Raw genomic sequence first — 18498 nt, forward strand, 5'->3', positions numbered from 1 at the left:
CTAATGTGGGAGCGGGCTTGCTCGCGAATGCGGTGGATCAGTACCGAATGCATCAACTGACACACCGCATTCGCGAGCAAGCCCGCTCCCACATTTTTGACCGAGTACATTTTCGGATTCCACGCCATGCCTGCACTGACTACTTACACCACAAAAATCCAACCCGACTGGGTGGATTACAACGGCCACCTGCGCGATGCGTTCTACCTGCTGATTTTCAGTTACGCCACCGACGCACTGATGGACACCTTGGGTCTGGACAGCGAAAACCGCGAAGCCAGCGGCCACTCGCTGTTCACCCTGGAGCTGCACCTCAACTATCTGCACGAGGTAAAACTCGGTGCCGAAGTGGAGGTGCACACTCAGCTCATCGCCCACGATGCCAAGCGCCTGCACCTCTATCACAGCCTGCACCTGGTGGGCGGTGAGAAGGAACTGGCGGGCAACGAACAGATGTTGCTGCACGTCGATCTCGCCGGCCCGCATGCGGCGCCGTTCACCGAAGCGACCCTGGAAAAACTCATCGCGATCAGCGCTGAGCAGGCCGACCTGCCACGGCCCGCCCTCCTCGGCCGAGTGATTGGACTGCCACCCAAAAAACCATAAGGAATCGCCATGCCAACCGCCGCCGCTGTTGCCGACTTTCGTACTTACCCGCTGATCAGTGAGCTCGCCGATGCGCGGGTGCTGGACGATCAGATTCGCGTGCAATGGGCCGACGGGCGGCTGAGCCCGTTTCATCATCAGTGGCTGCGGGACAACTGCCCCTGCGCGGAATGCGTGTACAGCGTGACCCGCGAACAGGTGCTGGAAATTGTCGATGTGGATGCACACCTCAGCGCTGTCAGTGCCTGCCTCGACGATGGTTTTCTGCAGGTGGAATGGAGCGGCGGCCATCTCAGCCGGTACGCTCCCGGCTGGCTGCGGGCGCACGCCTATGATGATCAATCGCGCGCTGAACGCCGTGCGGCGAAACCTCGATCCGAACTGTGGGATCAGCGGTTTACGCTGCCGGTGTTCGACTACGCCGCGGTGATGGAAGACCCCAAGGTCTTGCTGCAATGGTTGCTGGCCCTGCGTGATTCAGGCCTTACACAAATCCGTGGTGTACCGACCGAGCCCGGCTCTCTGGCGCGGGTCGCCCAGCGCATTGCCTTTATCCGCGAGAGCAACTTCGGCGTGCTGTTCAACGTGCAATCCAAGGCCGATGCCGACAGCAATGCCTACACCGCTTTCAACCTGCCGCTGCACAGCGACTTACCGACGCGGGAGCTGCAACCGGGCCTGCAATTTCTGCATTGCCTGGTGAACGATGCCACGGGTGGCGAGAGTATTTTCGTCGATGGGTTTGCCATCGCCGCAGCACTGCGCACGGAAGACCCCGAGGCGTTTCGTGCCCTGTGTGAGATCCCGGTGGAGTTTCGCAATAAAGACCGCCACAGCGACTATCGCCGCCTCGCGCCGATCATTGCGCTGGATGCCTTGGGAGATGTTGCCGAGATTCGCATGGCTAATTTTTTGCGCGGGCCGTTTGAGGCGCCGGTGGAGCAGATGCCGTTGCTGTATCGCGCGTATCGGCGGTTCATTGCCATGACCCGCGAGGCGCGCTTTCGGGTGGTCCAGCGGCTGAACCCGGGCGAGCTGTGGTGCTTCGACAACCGCCGTACGCTGCATGCGCGCAATGCGTTTGACCCGGCTTCCGGCGCGCGGCATTTCCAGGGTTGCTATGTCGACCGGGATGAGCTGCTCTCTAGAATTCTGGTGTTGCAGCGGTAGCCCAAGGCGCACCCTTCGCGAGCAAGCCCGCTCCCACATTCGACCGCTTTTCCAAGATAAAACTCGGTCAAGTGTGGGAGCGGGCTTGCTCGCGAAGAGGCCAGCACAGCCACCGCACATCCCAAGCAAAAAAAAACCCGAACCAGCCGTGACTGGATCGGGGCAGAGTGCTGGGTGTGTGAGCGTGACATCCCGAGGGTGACCAAACCTTCAAGCTGCTTGCCTGGCAGTCAGTGTGCCCATTCCTCATGGCGGTAAATGGCCCGAAAACGACCTGTTCATAGCCATCTGAGCCATTCGTTGATTCTGCCCTTGCCGACCGGCCGAGGGCCTACCAGAATCCAGTTCAATCCCCGTTCCCTACACCAGGATAAACGTCATGATGCACGCGGATTTGATTGACCAGCACGACCTGCTGAGCCAGCTGCGCTCGCTGGGTTTTGAAGTGTCCAGCGGGGCCACCGCCGAGCAGGCCTGCGAGTGTGCGGTACGCGGTTTGAGTGCCGCACGGGCCAAGGCACTCAAGGGCATGGTGGAACAGATGTACACCGGCAGCGCGACGATTTTGCCGGCGGTGAGGCAGGCGATCGACAAGCAGTTGTTGCCGGCGCTGGTGCAGTTCAAGCAAAACTCCGGCGCCTGATAGAGCCCCGCGCGGGGCTGCGAAGCGGCCCCAAACCCCGCAGTTTGAGGTCTGCCTGACACACCACATTGCGCAGCCCAACGCGGGGCAAGCCCGCTCGCCACACGGTTGGTTTAGAGCCTTACACTGGCAAACGTCGACTCATTACGCGCCTGACTCAACGCCGACATCGGCCCCGACAACGGTGACAACACCAGCGCCTGCGGAATCGGCATCATCGCCACTTGCTGGGCGGTGTTGGAACCTACGCGCTCATCCCGTGGCGGAATGCCGAAGTACTCGCGGTAGCACTTGGAGAAGTGCGGCGTGGACACAAACCCGCACACCGAGGCCACTTCGATGATCGACATCGGCGTTTGCTTGAGCAATTGCCGCGCACGGATCAGACGCAATTTGAGGTAGTAGCGAGACGGCGAGCAATGCAGGTATTTCTGGAACAGCCGCTCCAGCTGCCGACGGGACACGGCGACGTACACCGCCAGTTCATCCAGGTCGATCGGCTCTTCCAGGTTGGCCTCCATCAGCGCGACGATTTCCTGCAGCTTCGGCTGGTTGGTGCCGAGCATATGCTTGAGCGGCACACGCTGGTGATCCTGCTCGTTGCGGATGCGTTCGTACACAAACATCTCGGAGATGGCGGCCGACAACTCACGGCCGTGGTCGCGGCTGATCAGGTGCAGCATCATGTCCAGCGGTGCGGTGCCGCCCGAGCTGGTGAACCGGTTACGGTCGAGGGTAAACAGGCGAGTGCTCATGACCACGCGAGGAAAAGCTTCCTGCATCGACGCCAGGCATTCCCAGTGCACGCTGCAGTCAAAACCGTCGAGCAAACCGGCGCAGGCCAGGGCCCAACTGCCGGTACACACGGCGCCGAGGCGACGCGACTGGCGGGCCTGGCTTTGCAGCCACGACACGTGCTCACGGGTGACGGTGCGCTGGATACCCACGCCGCCGCACACAATGACAGTGTCCAGGGCCGGGGCTTTGTGCATGGCGGCATCGGGGGTGATTTGCAGACCATCGCTGGCCCACACCTGGTTGCCGTCAACACTCAGGGTTGTCCAGCGATACAGCTCGCGACCGGACAGTTGATTGGCCATGCGCAGTGGTTCCACAGCCGACGCCAGGGAAATCAGCGTGAAATTGTCCAGCAGCAAAAAGCCGATGGATTGAGGCGCACGGTTCTGGGGTTGAGCCCCTGAGTTGAACGACGTCATCGCGGTATCTCCTCACACAAAGCGGGTGATGGCCTCAGGCGAGGCTCTTGTTATTGCGCTCTGCTCTTGGGCAGAGAGAGGCTTTAATTTGATAGAGCAAATGCCATGCCTAAAATTGAATGGGTATTCAATAAATCCTGAAAACGACCTGATGATGCGTCTATATAAGCCCGCGCAGGAAGTGCGGGATATACCCGAAAAGGACGTAGGAACAGCCTCGTTCAAGGGGTGTGAGCAGTTCGGTAGCACTTGTGGGAAGGCGCTTTGAGGGTGTGGGAAAAGTCTGTCACCGCACGCACGGCTGACGGGCGGTGGGGAAGGAAATCGTTTGGGAGCTACTTATCTGTTTGCGACGCGCTAAAAGGTGGCGCTTTTGAATTTGGGTGTTCACTTTTTGAGCAGTGTTGCCTGAGCTACCGCCATCGCGGGCAAGCCCGCTCCCACATTTTGATCTGTGAATACATTCAAAGGTGGGAGCTGGCTTGCCTGCGATGCAGGCGACTCGGTGTCAACACTCCACCGCACTCACCGCCAACCCACCGCGCGAGGTCTCCTTGTACTTGTCATGCATATCCGCCCCCGTATCGCGCATGGTGCGGATCACGCGGTCCAGGGAGATAAAGTGTTGGCCATCACCGCGCAGCGCCATCTGCGCCGCGTTGATGGCTTTCACCGCCGCAATCGCATTGCGTTCGATGCACGGCACTTGCACCAGCCCGCCCACCGGGTCGCACGTGAGGCCGAGGTTGTGTTCCAGGCCGATTTCGGCGGCGTTGCACACCTGCTCAGGCGTGGCGCCGAGGATCTCGGCCAGCCCGGCGGCAGCCATGGCGCACGCCGAACCGACTTCGCCCTGGCAGCCGACTTCAGCCCCCGAGATCGAGGCGTTTTTCTTGCACAGAATCCCCACCGCCGCCGCACCCAACAGGTAGTCGACGACGTTGGCTTCAGTGACCTCTTCGCTGAACTTCATAAAGTAGTGCAGCACCGCCGGAATAATCCCCGCCGCCCCATTCGTCGGCGCGGTGACCATGCGCCCACCCGCGGCGTTTTCTTCATTCACCGCCAGGGCGAACAGGTTGACCCACTCCATGGCGCTCAAGGTCGAGCCAATCACATTCGGCTTGCCCAGTTCCTGCAGGCTGCGGTGCAATTTGGCCGCGCGACGCCGCACATTCAGGCCACCGGGCAAGATGCCTTCGTGCTTGAGGCCCTGCTCCACGCAATCCTGCATGGCCCGCCAGAGCTTCATCAGGCCACTGCGGATTTCTTCTTCAGAGCGCCAGACCTTTTCGTTAGCCAGCATCAACTCGGCCACACGCAGGTCGTGGGTTTTGCACAGCTGCAACAGCTCCACCGCACTGGAGAAATCGTAGGGCAGCTCGGTGCGGTCCAGGTCGGCCACACCGCTTTGCGCCTGGGCTTCATCCACCACAAAACCGCCACCCACCGAATAGTAAGTATCGCGGTGCAGTTCGCCGTCATCACCGAACACCACCAGCGTCATGCCATTGGGATGGAACGGTAGGTTTTCGTCGAGCAGGCGCATGTCGCGCGCCCATATGAAAGGCACCGGCAAGTGACCGTCGAGCAAGAGGGTGTCGGTCTCGCGCAGGGTGTGAATGCGCAGGCCGATTTGCGACGGGTCGATTGCGTCCGGCCACTCGCCCATCAGGCCCATGATGGTGGCGGTGTCGCTGCCGTGGCCGATGCCGGTGGCCGACAACGAGCCATATAGCTGAACTTCGACGCGCCTGACTTGTTCCAACCATTCACGTTCACGTAATGCTTGGACGAACAACGCCGCGGCGCGCATGGGGCCGACGGTGTGAGAACTAGAAGGCCCGATGCCGATCTTGAACAGGTCGAAAACGCTGATAGCCATTGCGGTAGAACTCCTCGATAAGCACGGCCAGGCTTGAACGAGGTGCTACGCTCAGATCGCCCAGATGGCCGCATCATCAAGCTTTTGGCGGTCCTCACGGCGTCTCACACCGACGCACCCATGCTCACTAGCGTCGCGTCCGTGCGATCAGGCGTTTTGGCCGTTTTTTGCGGTGCAGATCGGTAAAAACTGCAGTTTTGCCTTTGGAAAAATCTGTAAGCGACGTCACCGACACTGGATACGACCATCCCTGTACTGGATACGACGCCCCCTGTAGGCGTCAGATTTTCACTGGTACATGATCAGTCTCGACTCGTTTGCAAGGCACCGTGCCTGCGCTTCATCGCACGCCCCAACCGCAACACGTATAAAGCGCGGCGAATGCCGCCAGAAAAAAGACACAGGAGTCTACCCCGATGAAAGGTTCACCCTCGTTGTTGTTGGCCGCCATGTTGAGTCTGCCAGTCCTGGCGAACGCTGCAGAACCGGCACAATGTCAGACCGTCAACTTCTCTGATGTCGGCTGGACCGACATCACCGTCACTACCGCGACCACCAGCGAAATCCTCAAGGGCCTCGGCTACAAGCCACGCACCACGATGATTTCGGTGCCGGTGACCTACAAGTCCCTGGCCGACGGCAAGAACATGGACATCTTCCTCGGCAACTGGATGCCGACCATGGAAAACGACATCAAGCAGTACCGTGATGCCGGCACCGTGGAAACCGTGCGCGCTAACCTGGAAAACGCCAAATACACCCTGGCGGTCCCCGAAGAGCTGTACAACAAAGGCCTGAAAGACTTCGCCGATATTGCCAAATTCAAGGACGAGCTGGGCGGCAAGATCTACGGTATCGAACCGGGTAACGACGGCAACCGCACCATCCAGACCCTCATCGATAAAAACCAGTTCGGCTTGAAAGACGCAGGCTTCAAGGTTGTGGAATCCAGCGAAGCCGGGATGCTCTCTCAGGTGGAACGCGCCACCAAACGTGGCCAGGCCATTGTGTTCCTCGGCTGGGAACCGCACCCGATGAACACCCGCTTCAAGCTCAAGTACCTGACCGGGGGTGACGATTCGTTCGGCCCCAACTACGGCCAGGCCACCATCTACACCAACGTTCGCAAGGGCTACACCCAGGAATGCAGCAACGTTGGTCAATTGCTGAAAAACCTGTCGTTCACCCTGGACATGGAAAGCTCGCTGATGGGTAACGTCCTGGACGACAAAATGAAGCCTGACGCCGCCGCCAAGGCCTGGCTGAAGAAGAACCCCGCCGTACTCGACACCTGGCTCGCCGGTGTGACCACCGTCGATGGCAAACCAGGTCTGGAGGCCGTAAAAGCGTATCTCGCCAAGTAAGTGCTGACCCCGGGCCGGTACGCTGGCCCGGGATGTTTTTCCCCTTCGCATGTGGACATTCACTACCATGCTGACTGAACAGAAAATCCCACTAGGCCAGTACATCGCTGCCTTCGTCGAATGGTTGACCAAACATGGCGCCAACTACTTCGACGCAATCGCATCGACACTGGAAACGATGATCCACGGCGTGACGTTTGCGCTGACCTGGTTCAATCCGCTGGCATTGATCGGTCTGATTGCGCTACTCGCTCACTTCATTCAACGCAAATGGGGCCTGACGGTGTTTGTCATCGCCTCCTTCCTGCTGATCCTGAACCTGGGGTACTGGCAGGAAACCATGGAAACCCTCGCGCAGGTGCTGTTCGCCACCCTGGTCTGCGTGGTCATCGGTGTGCCGCTGGGCATTCTTGCCGCGCACAAACCGCTGTTCTACACGATGATGCGGCCGGTACTCGATCTGATGCAGACCGTGCCGACTTTCGTCTACCTCATCCCAACCCTGACCCTCTTCGGGCTGGGTGTGGTGCCCGGTCTGATTTCCACGGTGGTGTTCGCGATTGCCGCGCCTATTCGCCTGACTTACCTGGGTATCCGCGATGTGCCACAAGAGTTGATGGACGCCGGTAAAGCCTTTGGCTGCTCACGCCGTCAGTTGCTCTCACGCATTGAACTGCCCCACGCCATGCCGAGCATTGCCGCCGGCATTACCCAATGCATCATGCTGTCGTTGTCGATGGTGGTGATCGCGGCCCTGGTGGGCGCCGACGGCCTCGGCAAGCCGGTGGTCAACGCACTGAACACCGCCGACATTGCCCTGGGCTTTGAAGCCGGCCTGGCAATCGTATTGCTGGCCATCATGCTCGACCGCATCTGCAAACAACCCGACGCCAAAGTAGGGGGTGATGCATGAGCATTATCCGATTCGACAATGTCGATGTGATCTTCTCCAAGGACCCGCGCGAAGCCCTCAAGCTGCTCGACCAAGGGATGAGTCGCAACGAGATCCTGAAAAAAACCGGCCAGATTGTCGGCGTTGAAAAAGCCAGCCTGGACATCGAGAAAGGCGAGATCTGCGTACTGATGGGCCTCTCGGGCTCGGGCAAGTCAAGCTTGCTGCGCTGCATCAACGGCCTCAACACCGTGAGCCGCGGCAAGCTGTTTGTCGAACATGAAGGCCGCCAGATCGACATCGCCTCGTGCACACCTGCCGAGCTGAAAATGATGCGCACCAAGCGCATCGCCATGGTGTTCCAGAAGTTCGCCCTGATGCCGTGGCTGACGGTGCGCGAGAACATCAGCTTCGGCCTGGAAATGCAGGGCCGCCCCGAGAAGGAACGGCGCAAGCTGGTGGATGACAAGCTGGAGTTGGTGGGCCTGGCCCAATGGCGCAACAAGAAGCCTGACGAGTTGTCCGGCGGCATGCAGCAACGTGTCGGCCTGGCCCGCGCGTTGGCGATGGACGCCGATATCCTGCTGATGGATGAACCCTTCTCCGCCCTCGACCCGCTGATTCGCCAAGGCCTGCAAGACGAACTGCTGGAGCTGCAACGCAAGCTGAGCAAGACCATCGTGTTCGTCAGTCATGACCTGGATGAAGCACTTAAGCTGGGCAGCCGCATCGCGATCATGAAAGACGGCAAGATCATCCAGTACAGCGTGCCGGAAGAGATCGTGCTGAACCCGGCGGACGACTATGTGCGCACCTTCGTCGCCCATACCAACCCGTTGAACGTGCTGTGTGGTCGCAGCTTGATGCGCACCCTGGACAACTGCAAACGCATCAACGGTTCGGTGTGCCTGGACCCGGGTGGCGACTCGTGGCTGGACCTGGCCGAAGGCAACACCATCAAGGGTGCACGCCAGAATGGTGCCGTGCTGAACTTGCAGAACTGGGCGCCGGGGCAAGCGGTTGAAGGACTGGGCCGCGTACCGACGCTGGTGGACTCCAATATCGGCATGCGCGATGCGTTGCAGATTCGTTACCACACCGGGAACAAGCTGGTGTTGCACACCAACAACCAGGTGGTCGGGATCTTGGGGGACAGCGAGCTTTACCATGCCCTGCTGGGCAAGAACCTGGGCTAAGGCAGCGCGAAGACAACTGAAGGAACGGGTTCAATGTGGGAGCGGGCTTGCTCGCGAATGCGGTGTGTCAGTCAGCACATCTGTCACTGATACACCGCATTCGCGAGCAAGCCCGCTCCCACATTTTGCTCTGTTTACACATAAAAAAAGCGGCACCCGTGAGGGCACCGTTCGGCTCAAGCATCAGCTATAGACACGGCCAAGGAGCTGCCGATGGCTTTCAAACTGATCGAGCACGTCCCGGGTGATTTGTTCCTGGGCAAAGCCCATCAGGTCGTATTCCTGAGGCCCGTTGTGCAGGTAGACCTCGGCCCGGTAGTAACGCGTACGCTCTTCTTCGGGCACGTCGCTCGGTGCCGACGAATAAGCATCCAGGCTTACTTCGTAAACAAACGGGTTGCCCTCTTCCATCTCGATGCGCACACCAATGCAGCGCTTGGATTTGCCCAGCAGGGTCTGCACTTCCAGACCTTGATCACGCAACGCAGTCGCCGCTTGTTCCAACGCCGGCGTCACATGTTTGTCCATAAAGCGTTGCACGGTGCCCTGGCTCGGTTGCAGGTCCAGCGCGGTCAGGCGCTCGCTGAAACCACGGCGACCACGTTCAGCCAATTGTGCCTGCTCCTGCTCCATGGCCACGTCCTGGCGCATCGCCTTGTGCAAACCGAACATGAAGAAAATCAGCACCACCGAGAACGGCAGCCCGGCCAGCACGACCATGGTTTGCATGGCTTCGAAGTTGCCGGCAAACAGCAGGCCGATGGTCACCAGCGTGATCACCGCCGACCAGAAGATCCGCAGCCAGTGCGGCGCGTCTTCATCCACATTGCCGCCTTTGCAAGAAAGGTTGGCCATCATCACCGCGCCGGAATCCGCCGGGGTCAGGAACAGCACAAAGCCGACAAAGATCGACACACCGATAACGATTTTCGACGCCGGGTAATGCTCCAGCAATTGGTAGATGGCCATCGACGGTTGTTCCAGCGCCGTCTTGCCCAACTCCACCGCACCGTGGTTCAGCACCAGGTCCAGGGCCGAGTTACCGAAGATCGACAACCACGCCAAGGTGAAGCCCAGCGGGATCAGCAGCACGCCGGCCACCAGTTCACGCACCGTGCGACCACGGGAAATACGCGCGATGAACATGCCTACAAATGGCGCCCAGGAAATCCACCAGGCCCAGTAGAACAGCGTCCACAGGCCCATCCAGCGTTCGGTTTTGTCGGCATCGCCTTCGTAGACATAGAGGTCGAAGGTTTTCAGCACGATACCGTTGAGGTAGTCACCGGTGTTCTGCACCAAGCCATTGAGCAAGTGCAGGGTCGGGCCGAACAGCAGCACAAAAATCAGCAAACCGCTGAACAATACGATGTTGAGGTTGGACAAGCGGCGAATACCATTCTCCACACCCGACACAGCAGCGATGGTCGCCACGGTGCTCATCACGATAATCACGATCAGCAGGTTGGTGTTGCTGTGCTGCATGCCGAACAGGTTTTCAAGCCCCGACGACACTTGCATCGAACCAATCCCCAGGTTCGTCACCAGGCCCAACAGGGTCACGAACATGCCGAAACCGTCCACCGCGTGGCCGGCCGCGCCCTTCACCCAGCGCTCGCCCACCAGCGGGTACAGCGCCGAACGCAAGGCCAGCGGCTGGTTATGACGGTAGGCGAAATACGCCACGGCCAGGCCGACCAAGGCATAGATCGCCCAGCCGTGCAGGCCCCAGTGCAGGAAGGTCAGTTGCAGCGCCTGGCGTGCCGCGCCATTGCTGGCGGCCGCGCCTTCGGGCGGGTTGAAGTAGTGGTCCAACGGCTCCGAGGCGCCGAAATACAGCAGCGAGATGCCGATACCCGACGAGAACAGCATGCCGGCCCAGGCGCCGTAGCTGAAGTCCGGGGTGTCGTCCTTGCTGCCCAGTTTCAACTTGCCGTAGGACGAAAACGCCAGGCCGACCACAAACACCAGGTAAGCGGCGATGACCACCATGTAATACCAGCCGAAGCTTTTGGAAAGCCAGGCTTGTGCTACGCCAAGCATGCGCCCGGCCTCCTGCGGGGCGATGATCAGGATGGCGGTCAACAATAGAATCAGCGCGGTGGAGGTGTAAAACACCCAACCGTTGACCCGTACCTTTTCCGGCGGGGTCTTTATAAGAGAGGCAGAACTCATGGCGCAGATGCTCCGGGCAGTGCGAGAGAGAAACACAAGGCAACGGTTATCCCGGGACATCGATTTTTCGGCAGTCGACGGACGGGTGTTATAAAGACACCCCGAAAATTCTTGAGCCCCGCCGAAGCGGTGGCAGGCCCTGATATGGCCGGTTTCAAGGATTTTTGCAGGTGTCAGAGGCTGCTGCTCACAGGTAGGAAATATCTGTAGGGAGCGACCATTTGTCGCAGATCTTATTCTTTGTTGATTGAACGTTCAATCAAAACAAAATAGACTGGCCTTCAACCCGACGGACGTTTATCGCCCATCGGCAGGCCTAAGGAGAGGTGCTACATGCCCAAGGTCGGTATGCAACCCATACGCCGCCAGCAGTTGATCGAAGCCACCTTGACGGCCATCGATCAGGTTGGAATGGGAGATGCCAGCATTGCGCTGATCGCCCGTTTGGCCGGTGTCTCGAACGGCATCATCAGTCACTACTTTCAGGACAAGAACGGCCTGATCGCCGCAACGATGCGGTACTTGATGAATGTGCTGATCGAGAACGTCCACGAACGCAGGCTTGCGCTGAAGGACGACAGCCCACGGGCGCACCTTCGGGTGATCATCGAGGGCAACTTCGACGCCAGCCAGGTCAACGGACCGGCAATGAAAACCTGGCTGGCCTTCTGGGCCACCAGCATGCATCACCCGTCATTGCACAGGTTGCAGCGGATCAACGATCAACGTCTGTATTCCAACCTGTGCTGCCAGTTCCGCCGAGTGCTACCGCTGCCGCACGCACGCAAAGCAGCCCGAGGCCTGGCGGCCCTGATCGACGGTTTGTGGCTGCGCGGCGCCCTGTCGGGAGACGCTTTCGACACGGAACAGGCGCAACGGATCGCTTACGAATACATGGATTTCCAATTGGCCAAGCAGGTGAGTTAGAGCACACATAACCGCTCAACCCCTGAACGTCCGCCGCTCAGTGTTGCCAGAACCTCATGGCCCACTTTCGGCGGGTAACGCCAACCACTTATGCACTTGCGAGGACTTTATGGCCCGTTTCGAACTGCAAAAACTCTACATTGACGGCGGCTACAGCGACGCTGGCAGCGATGCCACCTTCGAAGCCATCAACCCGGCTAACGGTGAAGTTCTCGCCAATGTGCAACGTGCTACCAAAGAAGACGTTGAGCGTGCCGTGGTCAGCGCTGAAAAAGGCCAGAAAATCTGGGCCGCCATGACCGCCATGGAGCGTTCGCGCATCCTGCGTCGCGCCGTCGACATCCTGCGCGAGCGCAACGACGAACTGGCCGCACTGGAAACCCTGGACACTGGTAAAGCCTTCTCCGAAACCAAGTACGTCGACATCGTTACCGGCGCTGACGTGCTGGAATACTACGCAGGCCTGGTGCCGGCCATCGAAGGCGAGCAGATCCCGCTGCGCGACACTTCGTTCGTCTACACCCGTCGCGAGCCGCTGGGCGTGGTCGCCGGTATCGGCGCGTGGAACTACCCGATCCAGATCGCCCTGTGGAAATCCGCACCGGCCCTGGCCGCGGGTAACGCGATGATCTTCAAGCCAAGCGAAGTCACCTCGCTGACCACCCTGAAACTGGCCGAGATCTACACCGAAGCCGGCGTTCCGGCAGGCGTGTTCAACGTGTTGACCGGCAGCGGCCGTGAAGTCGGCACCTGGCTGACCGAGCACCCGCGCATCGAGAAAGTCTCGTTCACCGGCGGCACCGACACCGGCAAAAAAGTCATGGCCAGCGCTTCCAGCTCCTCGCTCAAAGAAGTGACCATGGAGCTGGGCGGCAAGTCCCCGCTGATCGTCTTCGAAGACGCCGACCTGGACCGCGCCGCCGACATCGCGATGATGGCCAACTTCTACAGCTCCGGCCAGGTCTGCACCAACGGCACTCGCGTGTTCGTGCCCAAGCACCTGCAAGCGGCCTTCGAAGCCAAGATCGTTGAGCGTGTGGCGCGCATTCGCGTCGGCAGCCCGCAGGACGACAACACCAACTTCGGCCCGCTGGTCAGCTTCGCCCACATGGAAAGCGTGCTCGGCTACATCGCCAAAGGTAAGGAAGAAGGCGCTCGCGTGCTGTGCGGCGGCGACCGTCTGACCGACGGCGACTTCGCCAAAGGCGCCTTTGTTGCCCCAACCGTGTTCACCGACTGCACCGACGAGATGACCATCGTCCGTGAAGAAATCTTCGGCCCAGTGATGAGCATCCTCACCTACGAGACCGAAGAAGAAGTGATCCGCCGCGCCAACGACACCGACTTCGGCCTGGCTGCCGGCCTGGTCACCAAAGACCTGAACCGCGCTCACCGCGTGATTCATCAGCTGGAAGCGGGTATCTGCTGGATCAACGCCTGGGGCGAGTCCGACGCCAAGATGCCGGTGGGCGGCTACAAGCAGTCGGGCGTTGGCCGTGAGAACGGCATCAGCTCGCTGAACAACTTCACCCGCATCAAATCGGTACAGGTTGAGCTGGGCGACTACGCCTCGGTGTTCTAAACCCGAGGCTTGCATTGCCTGCGAGGCCGGCATCGGGGGGCAAGCCCCCTTCCCACATCTGGAATGTATTCCCCTGTGGGAGGGGGCTTGCCCCCGATGAGGCCCGACCTGACCACACTTCAAAGAGGGTGCATCCAATGTCCCAAGAATACGACTACATCATTGTGGGTGCCGGCTCCGCCGGTAATACCCTGGCGACCCGTCTGACCGAAGACGAAGGCGTCACCGTCCTGCTGCTGGAAGCCGGCGGCCCGGACTACCGTCTTGATTTCCGTACCCAAATGCCGGCCGCGTTGGCGTTCCCGCTGCAAGGCCGCCGTTACAACTGGGCCTACGAAACCGACCCAGAGCCACACATGGACGGTCGCCGGATGGAATGCGGTCGCGGCAAAGGCCTCGGCGGTTCCTCGCTGATCAACGGCATGTGCTACATCCGTGGCAACGCCATGGACTACGACAACTGGTCGAAGCTCCCAGGTCTGGAAAACTGGAGCTACCTCGACTGCCTGCCGTACTTCCGCAAAGCCGAAACCCGTGACATCGGCCCGAACGATTACCACGGTGGCGATGGCCCGGTCAGCGTGACCACGCCAAAAGCCGGCAACAACCCGCTGTTCCACGCCATGGTTGAAGCTGGTGTACAGGCCGGTTACCCGCGTACCGACGACTTGAACGGCTACCAGCAAGAAGGCTTCGGCCCGATGGACCGTACCGTCACGCCTAACGGCCGTCGCGCCAGTACCGCTCGCGGTTACCTGGACACGGCTAAAAAGCGTTCGACCCTGACCATCGTCACCCACGCCCTGACCGACAAAGTCTTGTTCGAAGGCAAGCGTGCCGTGGGCGTGCGTTACCTGATCGGCGCCGCCGAAGAACGCGTTGAAGCCCGTGCACGCAAAGAAGTGCTGGTGTGCAGCGGCGCGATCGCTTCGCCGCAACTGCTGCAACGCTCCGGTGTCGGCCCGGCCAAACTGCTGGAAAGCCTCGACATCCCGGTGGTCCACGACCTGCCAGGCGTCGGCGAAAACCTGCAGGACCACCTTGAGCTGTACCTGCAATACGCCTGTACCCAGCCAGTGTCGCTGTACCCATCGCTGCTCTGGTACAACCAGCCGGCCATTGGGGCCGAGTGGCTGTTCAACGGCACCGGCATCGGCGCCAGCAACCAGTTCGAAGCGGGCGGTTTTATCCGCACCCGTGAAGAATTCGATTGGCCGAACATTCAGTACCACTTCCTGCCGGTGGCGATTAACTACAACGGCAGCAATGGTGTGAAAGAGCACGGTTTCCAGGCGCACATGGGCTCCATGCGTTCGCCAAGCCGTGGCCGCGTGCAATTGAAGTCGAAGAACCCACGGGACTACCCGAGCATCCTCTTCAACTACATGGCCACCGAACAGGACTGGCAGGAGTTCCGTGACGGCATCCGCCTGACCCGTGAAATCATGCAACAGCCGGCGCTGGACCCATACCGTGGCCGTGAAATCAGCCCGGGTATTGACGTGCAAACCGATGAGCAGTTGGACAAGTTCATCCGCGAGCACGCCGAGACTGCGTTCCACCCGTCCTGCTCGTGCAAGATGGGCACCGACGAGATGGCGGTAGTGGACGGCGAAGGCCGTGTGCATGGCATGCAGGGCTTGCGTGTTGTGGATGCGTCGATCATGCCGATCATCACCACCGGCAACCTCAACGCGCCGACGATCATGATCGCCGAGAAAATCGCCGACAAGATCCGTGGCCGCAAACCACTGCCGCGCAGCACTGCCGACTACTACGTGGCAGGCGATGCGCCGGTGCGTGGCAAGCCGCTGCGTGAAGTGGGCCCGACTGCGCAGTAACTGATACACCGCGGTGCCCATTCGCGAGCAAGCCCGCTCCCACATCTTGACCGTGTTAACCCGATCAAGTGTGGGAGGGGGCTTGCTCCCGAAGAGGCCCGAACAAGCGCTGTAAATCCCCCGCCTACACTTTCCTTGATCAGCTCCCCGCCCCAGGCCTACTCTGTTGCCTGCCCGCGATGAGCCGCCCACAAGGAAGGCCCCATGTTCGACCACCACGCCACACTCAAAAAGCACTTCAGTGCCCTGCGCACCACCGCTGAATTTTTCTCGCTGCGTTACGTGCGCGAATCCGGCCAATACCTGTCGGTACGCAAGAACGTCGCCGAGCCGCCACACCTGAACCACGACGAGGGCGCCATGCTCACCGTGCGTCTCAACGGTGTGGAAGCCTATGCCGCCACCAACGACCTTTCCCTTGCCGGCCTGCAAGCCGCCCTTGAGCGCGCCGAACAGCAAGCCCGGCGGATCTTCCCCCACGCCCTGCTCGACCTGCACACACAGCCGGTCTCCAGCGACGTCGCCGACTACCTGTCGCCGGATCTCGACCAGCCCTTCCCTTCTTTAAGCGACTGCTACCAACTGCTCGGTGACGAGTCTGCCGCCGTGCCCAAGGATGAGCGCCTGGTCAGTTGGGAAGTCAGCCTGGGCACCACCCATGTGGAACAGATCTACCTCAACAGTGCCGGTGCCGAACTGCGCCAGGCCCAGCGTTTCGTCTACCCGGGCCTGAGCGTCACCGCCTTCGATGGCAACGACAGCCAGACCCGCACCTTGGGCGGTACCAACTTCGGCCAGCAAGGCAGTGCGAACGTGATTCGCCGCTTCGGCCTGGTCGGCGCCGCCCGCACGGTCGCCGACGAAGCCCTGCAACTGCTGCTCGCACCGAACACGCCTCACGGCCCGCGCGACCTGCTGCTGATGCCCGACCAAATGATCCTGCAGATCCACGAGTCCATCGGCCACCCGCTGGAACTGGACCGCATCCTGGGCGATGAGCGCAATTACGCCGGCACCAGCTTTGTGAAGGCCGAGGACTTCGGCCACCTGCAATACGGTTCGCCCTTGCTCAACGTGACGTTCGACCCGGACATCCCTGAACAACTCGCCAGCTACAGCCATGACGACGACGGTACCCGCGCCACCAAGCAGTTCCTGATCCGTGACGGCCTGCTGCTCAAGCCATTGGGCGGCGCGTTGTCGCAATTTCGCTCAGGGCTGGGTGGCGTCGCCAACAGCCGCGCCTGCAGCTGGAACCGCGCGCCGATCGACCGCATGGCCAACCTGAATATCGAAGCGGGCGACAAGACCCAGGCCGAGCTGATCAGCGGTATCGAGCACGGCATCCTGATGAGCACCAACCGCTCCTGGTCCATCGACGATGCGCGCAATAAATTCCAGTTCGGCTGCGAGTGGGGCCAGTTGATCGAAAACGGCGAACTCAAGGGCGTGGTCAAAAACCCCAACTACCGCGCCATTTCCGCGCAGTTCTGGCGCAAGCTCAGCGCCGTCGGCGACGCCAGCACCTTCAAGGTCCTGGGCACGCCGAACTGCGGCAAAGGCGAACCCAACCAAGTGATCCGCGTGGGCCATGCGTCACCTGCGTGCGTGTTCAGTGCTGTCGACGTTTTTGGGGGAGAGGCCTGATGAACAACTTCAAGGCACTGGTGGACTGGCTCAAGCAGGCCATCACCGACAAGGAACAATTCCACCTTGGCTTTGCTGGCGAATCCTCCGAGTTCGTGCGGTTTAACCACGCGCAAGTACGCCAGGCCGGGCAGGTGCAACAGGCCAGCCTGAACCTCAAGCTGATCCACGACGGCCGTCATGCCGACCTCACTATCACCCTGGCCGGTGAGCCGGCGCTGGACCGCCAACGCCTCGCCAATGGCCTGCAACAACTGCGCGAGACCTTGCCCTTATTGCCACAGGACCCGTACCTGCTGCTCAATCACAACGCCTGGCAAAGCCACAACGAACAGCTGCGCCCGCTACCGGAACTGGCCCAGGTACTGCACGACATCAGCCAGGCGGCAGAAGGCGTAGACTTGGTCGGCTTCTATGCCGCAGGCCCCATCAGCCGTGGTTTCGCCAGTTCGGACGGCGCGTTCGGCTGGCATCAGGCCAATAGCTTCAACTTCGATTTCAGCCTGTTTCACGCCAATGGCGAAGCGGTAAAAGCCACCTACGCCGGGCACACCTGGGACAGCGCCGAGTTCGCCGCGCGGTTCCTGCAAGCACGCGAGCAGTTGGCATTCCTGGGTCGGCCGTTACACAGCCTGGCCCCCGGCCAATACCGCGCTTACCTCGCCCCGGCGGCGCTGGAAGAAATCCTCAGCATCATTACCTGGGGCGGGTTTTCCGCCCAGGCCATCGCCAGCAAAGGCAGCTCATTGCAAAAGCTGTATGCGGGTGAACAGTCGTTGAGCCCCTTGGTAAAAGTCGATGAGCAGATCAGCGGCTCACTGAGCCAGGCGTTTTCCACCGAAGGCTACCCGCGCGGGGATGTCACGCTGATCAATGCGGGCAAGGCGCAAGGCCAGTTGATCAACTCGCGCAGTGCCGCCGAATACGGCCTGAGCACCAACGGGGCGAGCAGCGACGAGTCGCCCAGCGCCTTGCAGATGGCGGCGGGCAGCCTGGCCCAGGCCGATATCCTCAAGCAGTTGGGCACTGGGCTGTATATCAGTAACCTGTGGTACCTGAACTACTCCGACCTGCCGGCCGCACGCCTGACCGGCATGACGCGCTTCGCCACCTTCTGGGTGGAGGAAGGCGAAATCAAGGCGCCGGTCAGCACCATGCGCTTTGATGACAGCGTCTATAGCCTGCTCGGCTCACAACTCGAAGCGCTGACCGCCGAGCGGGAACTGCTGTTGTCGGCCAGTACGTACAGCCAGCGTAATACCGCGTCCAACTTGCTGCCGGGGGCGTTGGTCAAGCGCCTGACCTTAACCCTGTAAATACAAACCCCAATGTGGCAACTGGCTTATTAGGGAG

14 protein-coding genes are annotated in these 18498 nt (G+C 60.5%); 11 read left to right on the forward strand and 3 right to left on the reverse strand.

Going from position 1 to position 18498, the window contains the following annotated elements:
- The first annotated feature begins 126 nt into the window (after window positions 1-126).
- The 3 genes from CPH89_RS07725 (at window position 127) to CPH89_RS07735 (ending at window position 2419) form a co-directional block, all read left to right on the forward strand.
- Window positions 127-606 (forward strand): thioesterase family protein, encoded by a 480-nt coding sequence (locus CPH89_RS07725; protein ID WP_053258394.1) that lies wholly within the window; start codon window positions 127-129, stop codon window positions 604-606.
- Between the two features lie 9 nt (window positions 607-615).
- Window positions 616-1776 carry a gamma-butyrobetaine dioxygenase gene (locus CPH89_RS07730; protein WP_053258395.1) on the forward strand — a complete coding sequence of 387 codons (1161 nt, stop codon included), beginning with the start codon at window positions 616-618 and terminating at the stop codon, window positions 1774-1776.
- A 379-nt stretch (window positions 1777-2155) separates the two neighbouring features.
- On the forward strand, window positions 2156-2419 hold the full coding sequence (locus CPH89_RS07735; protein WP_053258396.1) for a hypothetical protein: 264 nt from the start codon (window positions 2156-2158) through the stop codon (window positions 2417-2419).
- 113 nt (window positions 2420-2532) lie between these two features.
- Here the strand turns inward: CPH89_RS07735 and gbdR are convergent, their stop codons facing one another.
- Window positions 2533-3636, reverse strand: a complete 1104-nt coding sequence (gbdR, locus tag CPH89_RS07740) for a choline metabolism transcriptional regulator GbdR (protein ID WP_053258397.1) — start codon at window positions 3634-3636, stop codon at window positions 2533-2535.
- Window positions 3637-4144: 508 nt separating this feature from the next.
- Complete coding sequence (locus tag CPH89_RS07745; RefSeq protein ID WP_053258399.1) at window positions 4145-5521, reverse strand: L-serine ammonia-lyase; 1377 nt, start codon at window positions 5519-5521, stop codon at window positions 4145-4147.
- A 416-nt stretch (window positions 5522-5937) separates the two neighbouring features.
- Here CPH89_RS07745 and CPH89_RS07750 point away from each other — a divergent pair, with 416 nt between their 5' ends.
- From CPH89_RS07750 to choV, 3 genes are all read left to right on the forward strand, one after another.
- Window positions 5938-6885: a choline ABC transporter substrate-binding protein gene (locus tag CPH89_RS07750; RefSeq protein ID WP_053258400.1), complete on the forward strand. Its 948-nt coding sequence runs from the start codon at window positions 5938-5940 to the stop codon at window positions 6883-6885.
- Between the two features lie 67 nt (window positions 6886-6952).
- Entirely contained in the window at window positions 6953-7798 is an 846-nt protein-coding gene (choW, locus tag CPH89_RS07755) for a choline ABC transporter permease subunit (RefSeq protein WP_053258401.1), read from the forward strand.
- Window positions 7795-8973: a choline ABC transporter ATP-binding protein gene (gene choV, locus CPH89_RS07760; RefSeq protein WP_053258402.1), complete on the forward strand. Its 1179-nt coding sequence runs from the start codon at window positions 7795-7797 to the stop codon at window positions 8971-8973. Before choW ends, choV begins: the two co-directional genes overlap by 4 nt.
- A gap of 183 nt (window positions 8974-9156) precedes the next feature.
- Here choV and CPH89_RS07765 read toward each other — a convergent pair whose 3' ends face one another.
- Window positions 9157-11091 (reverse strand): BCCT family transporter, encoded by a 1935-nt coding sequence (locus CPH89_RS07765; protein ID WP_232005460.1) that lies wholly within the window; start codon window positions 11089-11091, stop codon window positions 9157-9159.
- Between the two features lie 390 nt (window positions 11092-11481).
- On the opposite strand from CPH89_RS07765, the gene betI reads away from it, so the two are divergent.
- The 5 genes from betI to CPH89_RS07790 all read left to right on the forward strand — a co-directional run bounded on the left by betI (window position 11482) and on the right by CPH89_RS07790 (window position 18461).
- The gene (betI, locus tag CPH89_RS07770; RefSeq protein WP_010207128.1) at window positions 11482-12075 is read left to right on the forward strand and encodes a transcriptional regulator BetI; all 594 of its coding nucleotides are present in this window, start codon (window positions 11482-11484) and stop codon (window positions 12073-12075) included.
- 109 nt (window positions 12076-12184) lie between these two features.
- Window positions 12185-13657, forward strand: coding sequence for a betaine-aldehyde dehydrogenase (betB, locus tag CPH89_RS07775; RefSeq protein WP_053258404.1), 1473 nt, complete (start codon window positions 12185-12187; stop codon window positions 13655-13657).
- A 137-nt stretch (window positions 13658-13794) separates the two neighbouring features.
- Window positions 13795-15498 (forward strand): choline dehydrogenase, encoded by a 1704-nt coding sequence (gene betA, locus CPH89_RS07780; protein ID WP_053258405.1) that lies wholly within the window; start codon window positions 13795-13797, stop codon window positions 15496-15498.
- A gap of 204 nt (window positions 15499-15702) precedes the next feature.
- Complete coding sequence (locus tag CPH89_RS07785) at window positions 15703-17145, forward strand: TldD/PmbA family protein (RefSeq protein WP_053258406.1); 1443 nt, start codon at window positions 15703-15705, stop codon at window positions 17143-17145.
- Entirely contained in the window at window positions 17145-18461 is a 1317-nt protein-coding gene (locus CPH89_RS07790) for a TldD/PmbA family protein (protein WP_053258407.1), read from the forward strand. The genes CPH89_RS07785 and CPH89_RS07790 overlap by 1 nt, the downstream gene beginning before the upstream one ends.
- Window positions 18462-18498: the final 37 nt, after the last annotated feature.

The organism is Pseudomonas fluorescens, from assembly GCF_900215245.1.
In the GTDB taxonomy this organism is placed as follows: Bacteria; Pseudomonadota; Gammaproteobacteria; order Pseudomonadales; family Pseudomonadaceae; genus Aquipseudomonas; species Aquipseudomonas fluorescens.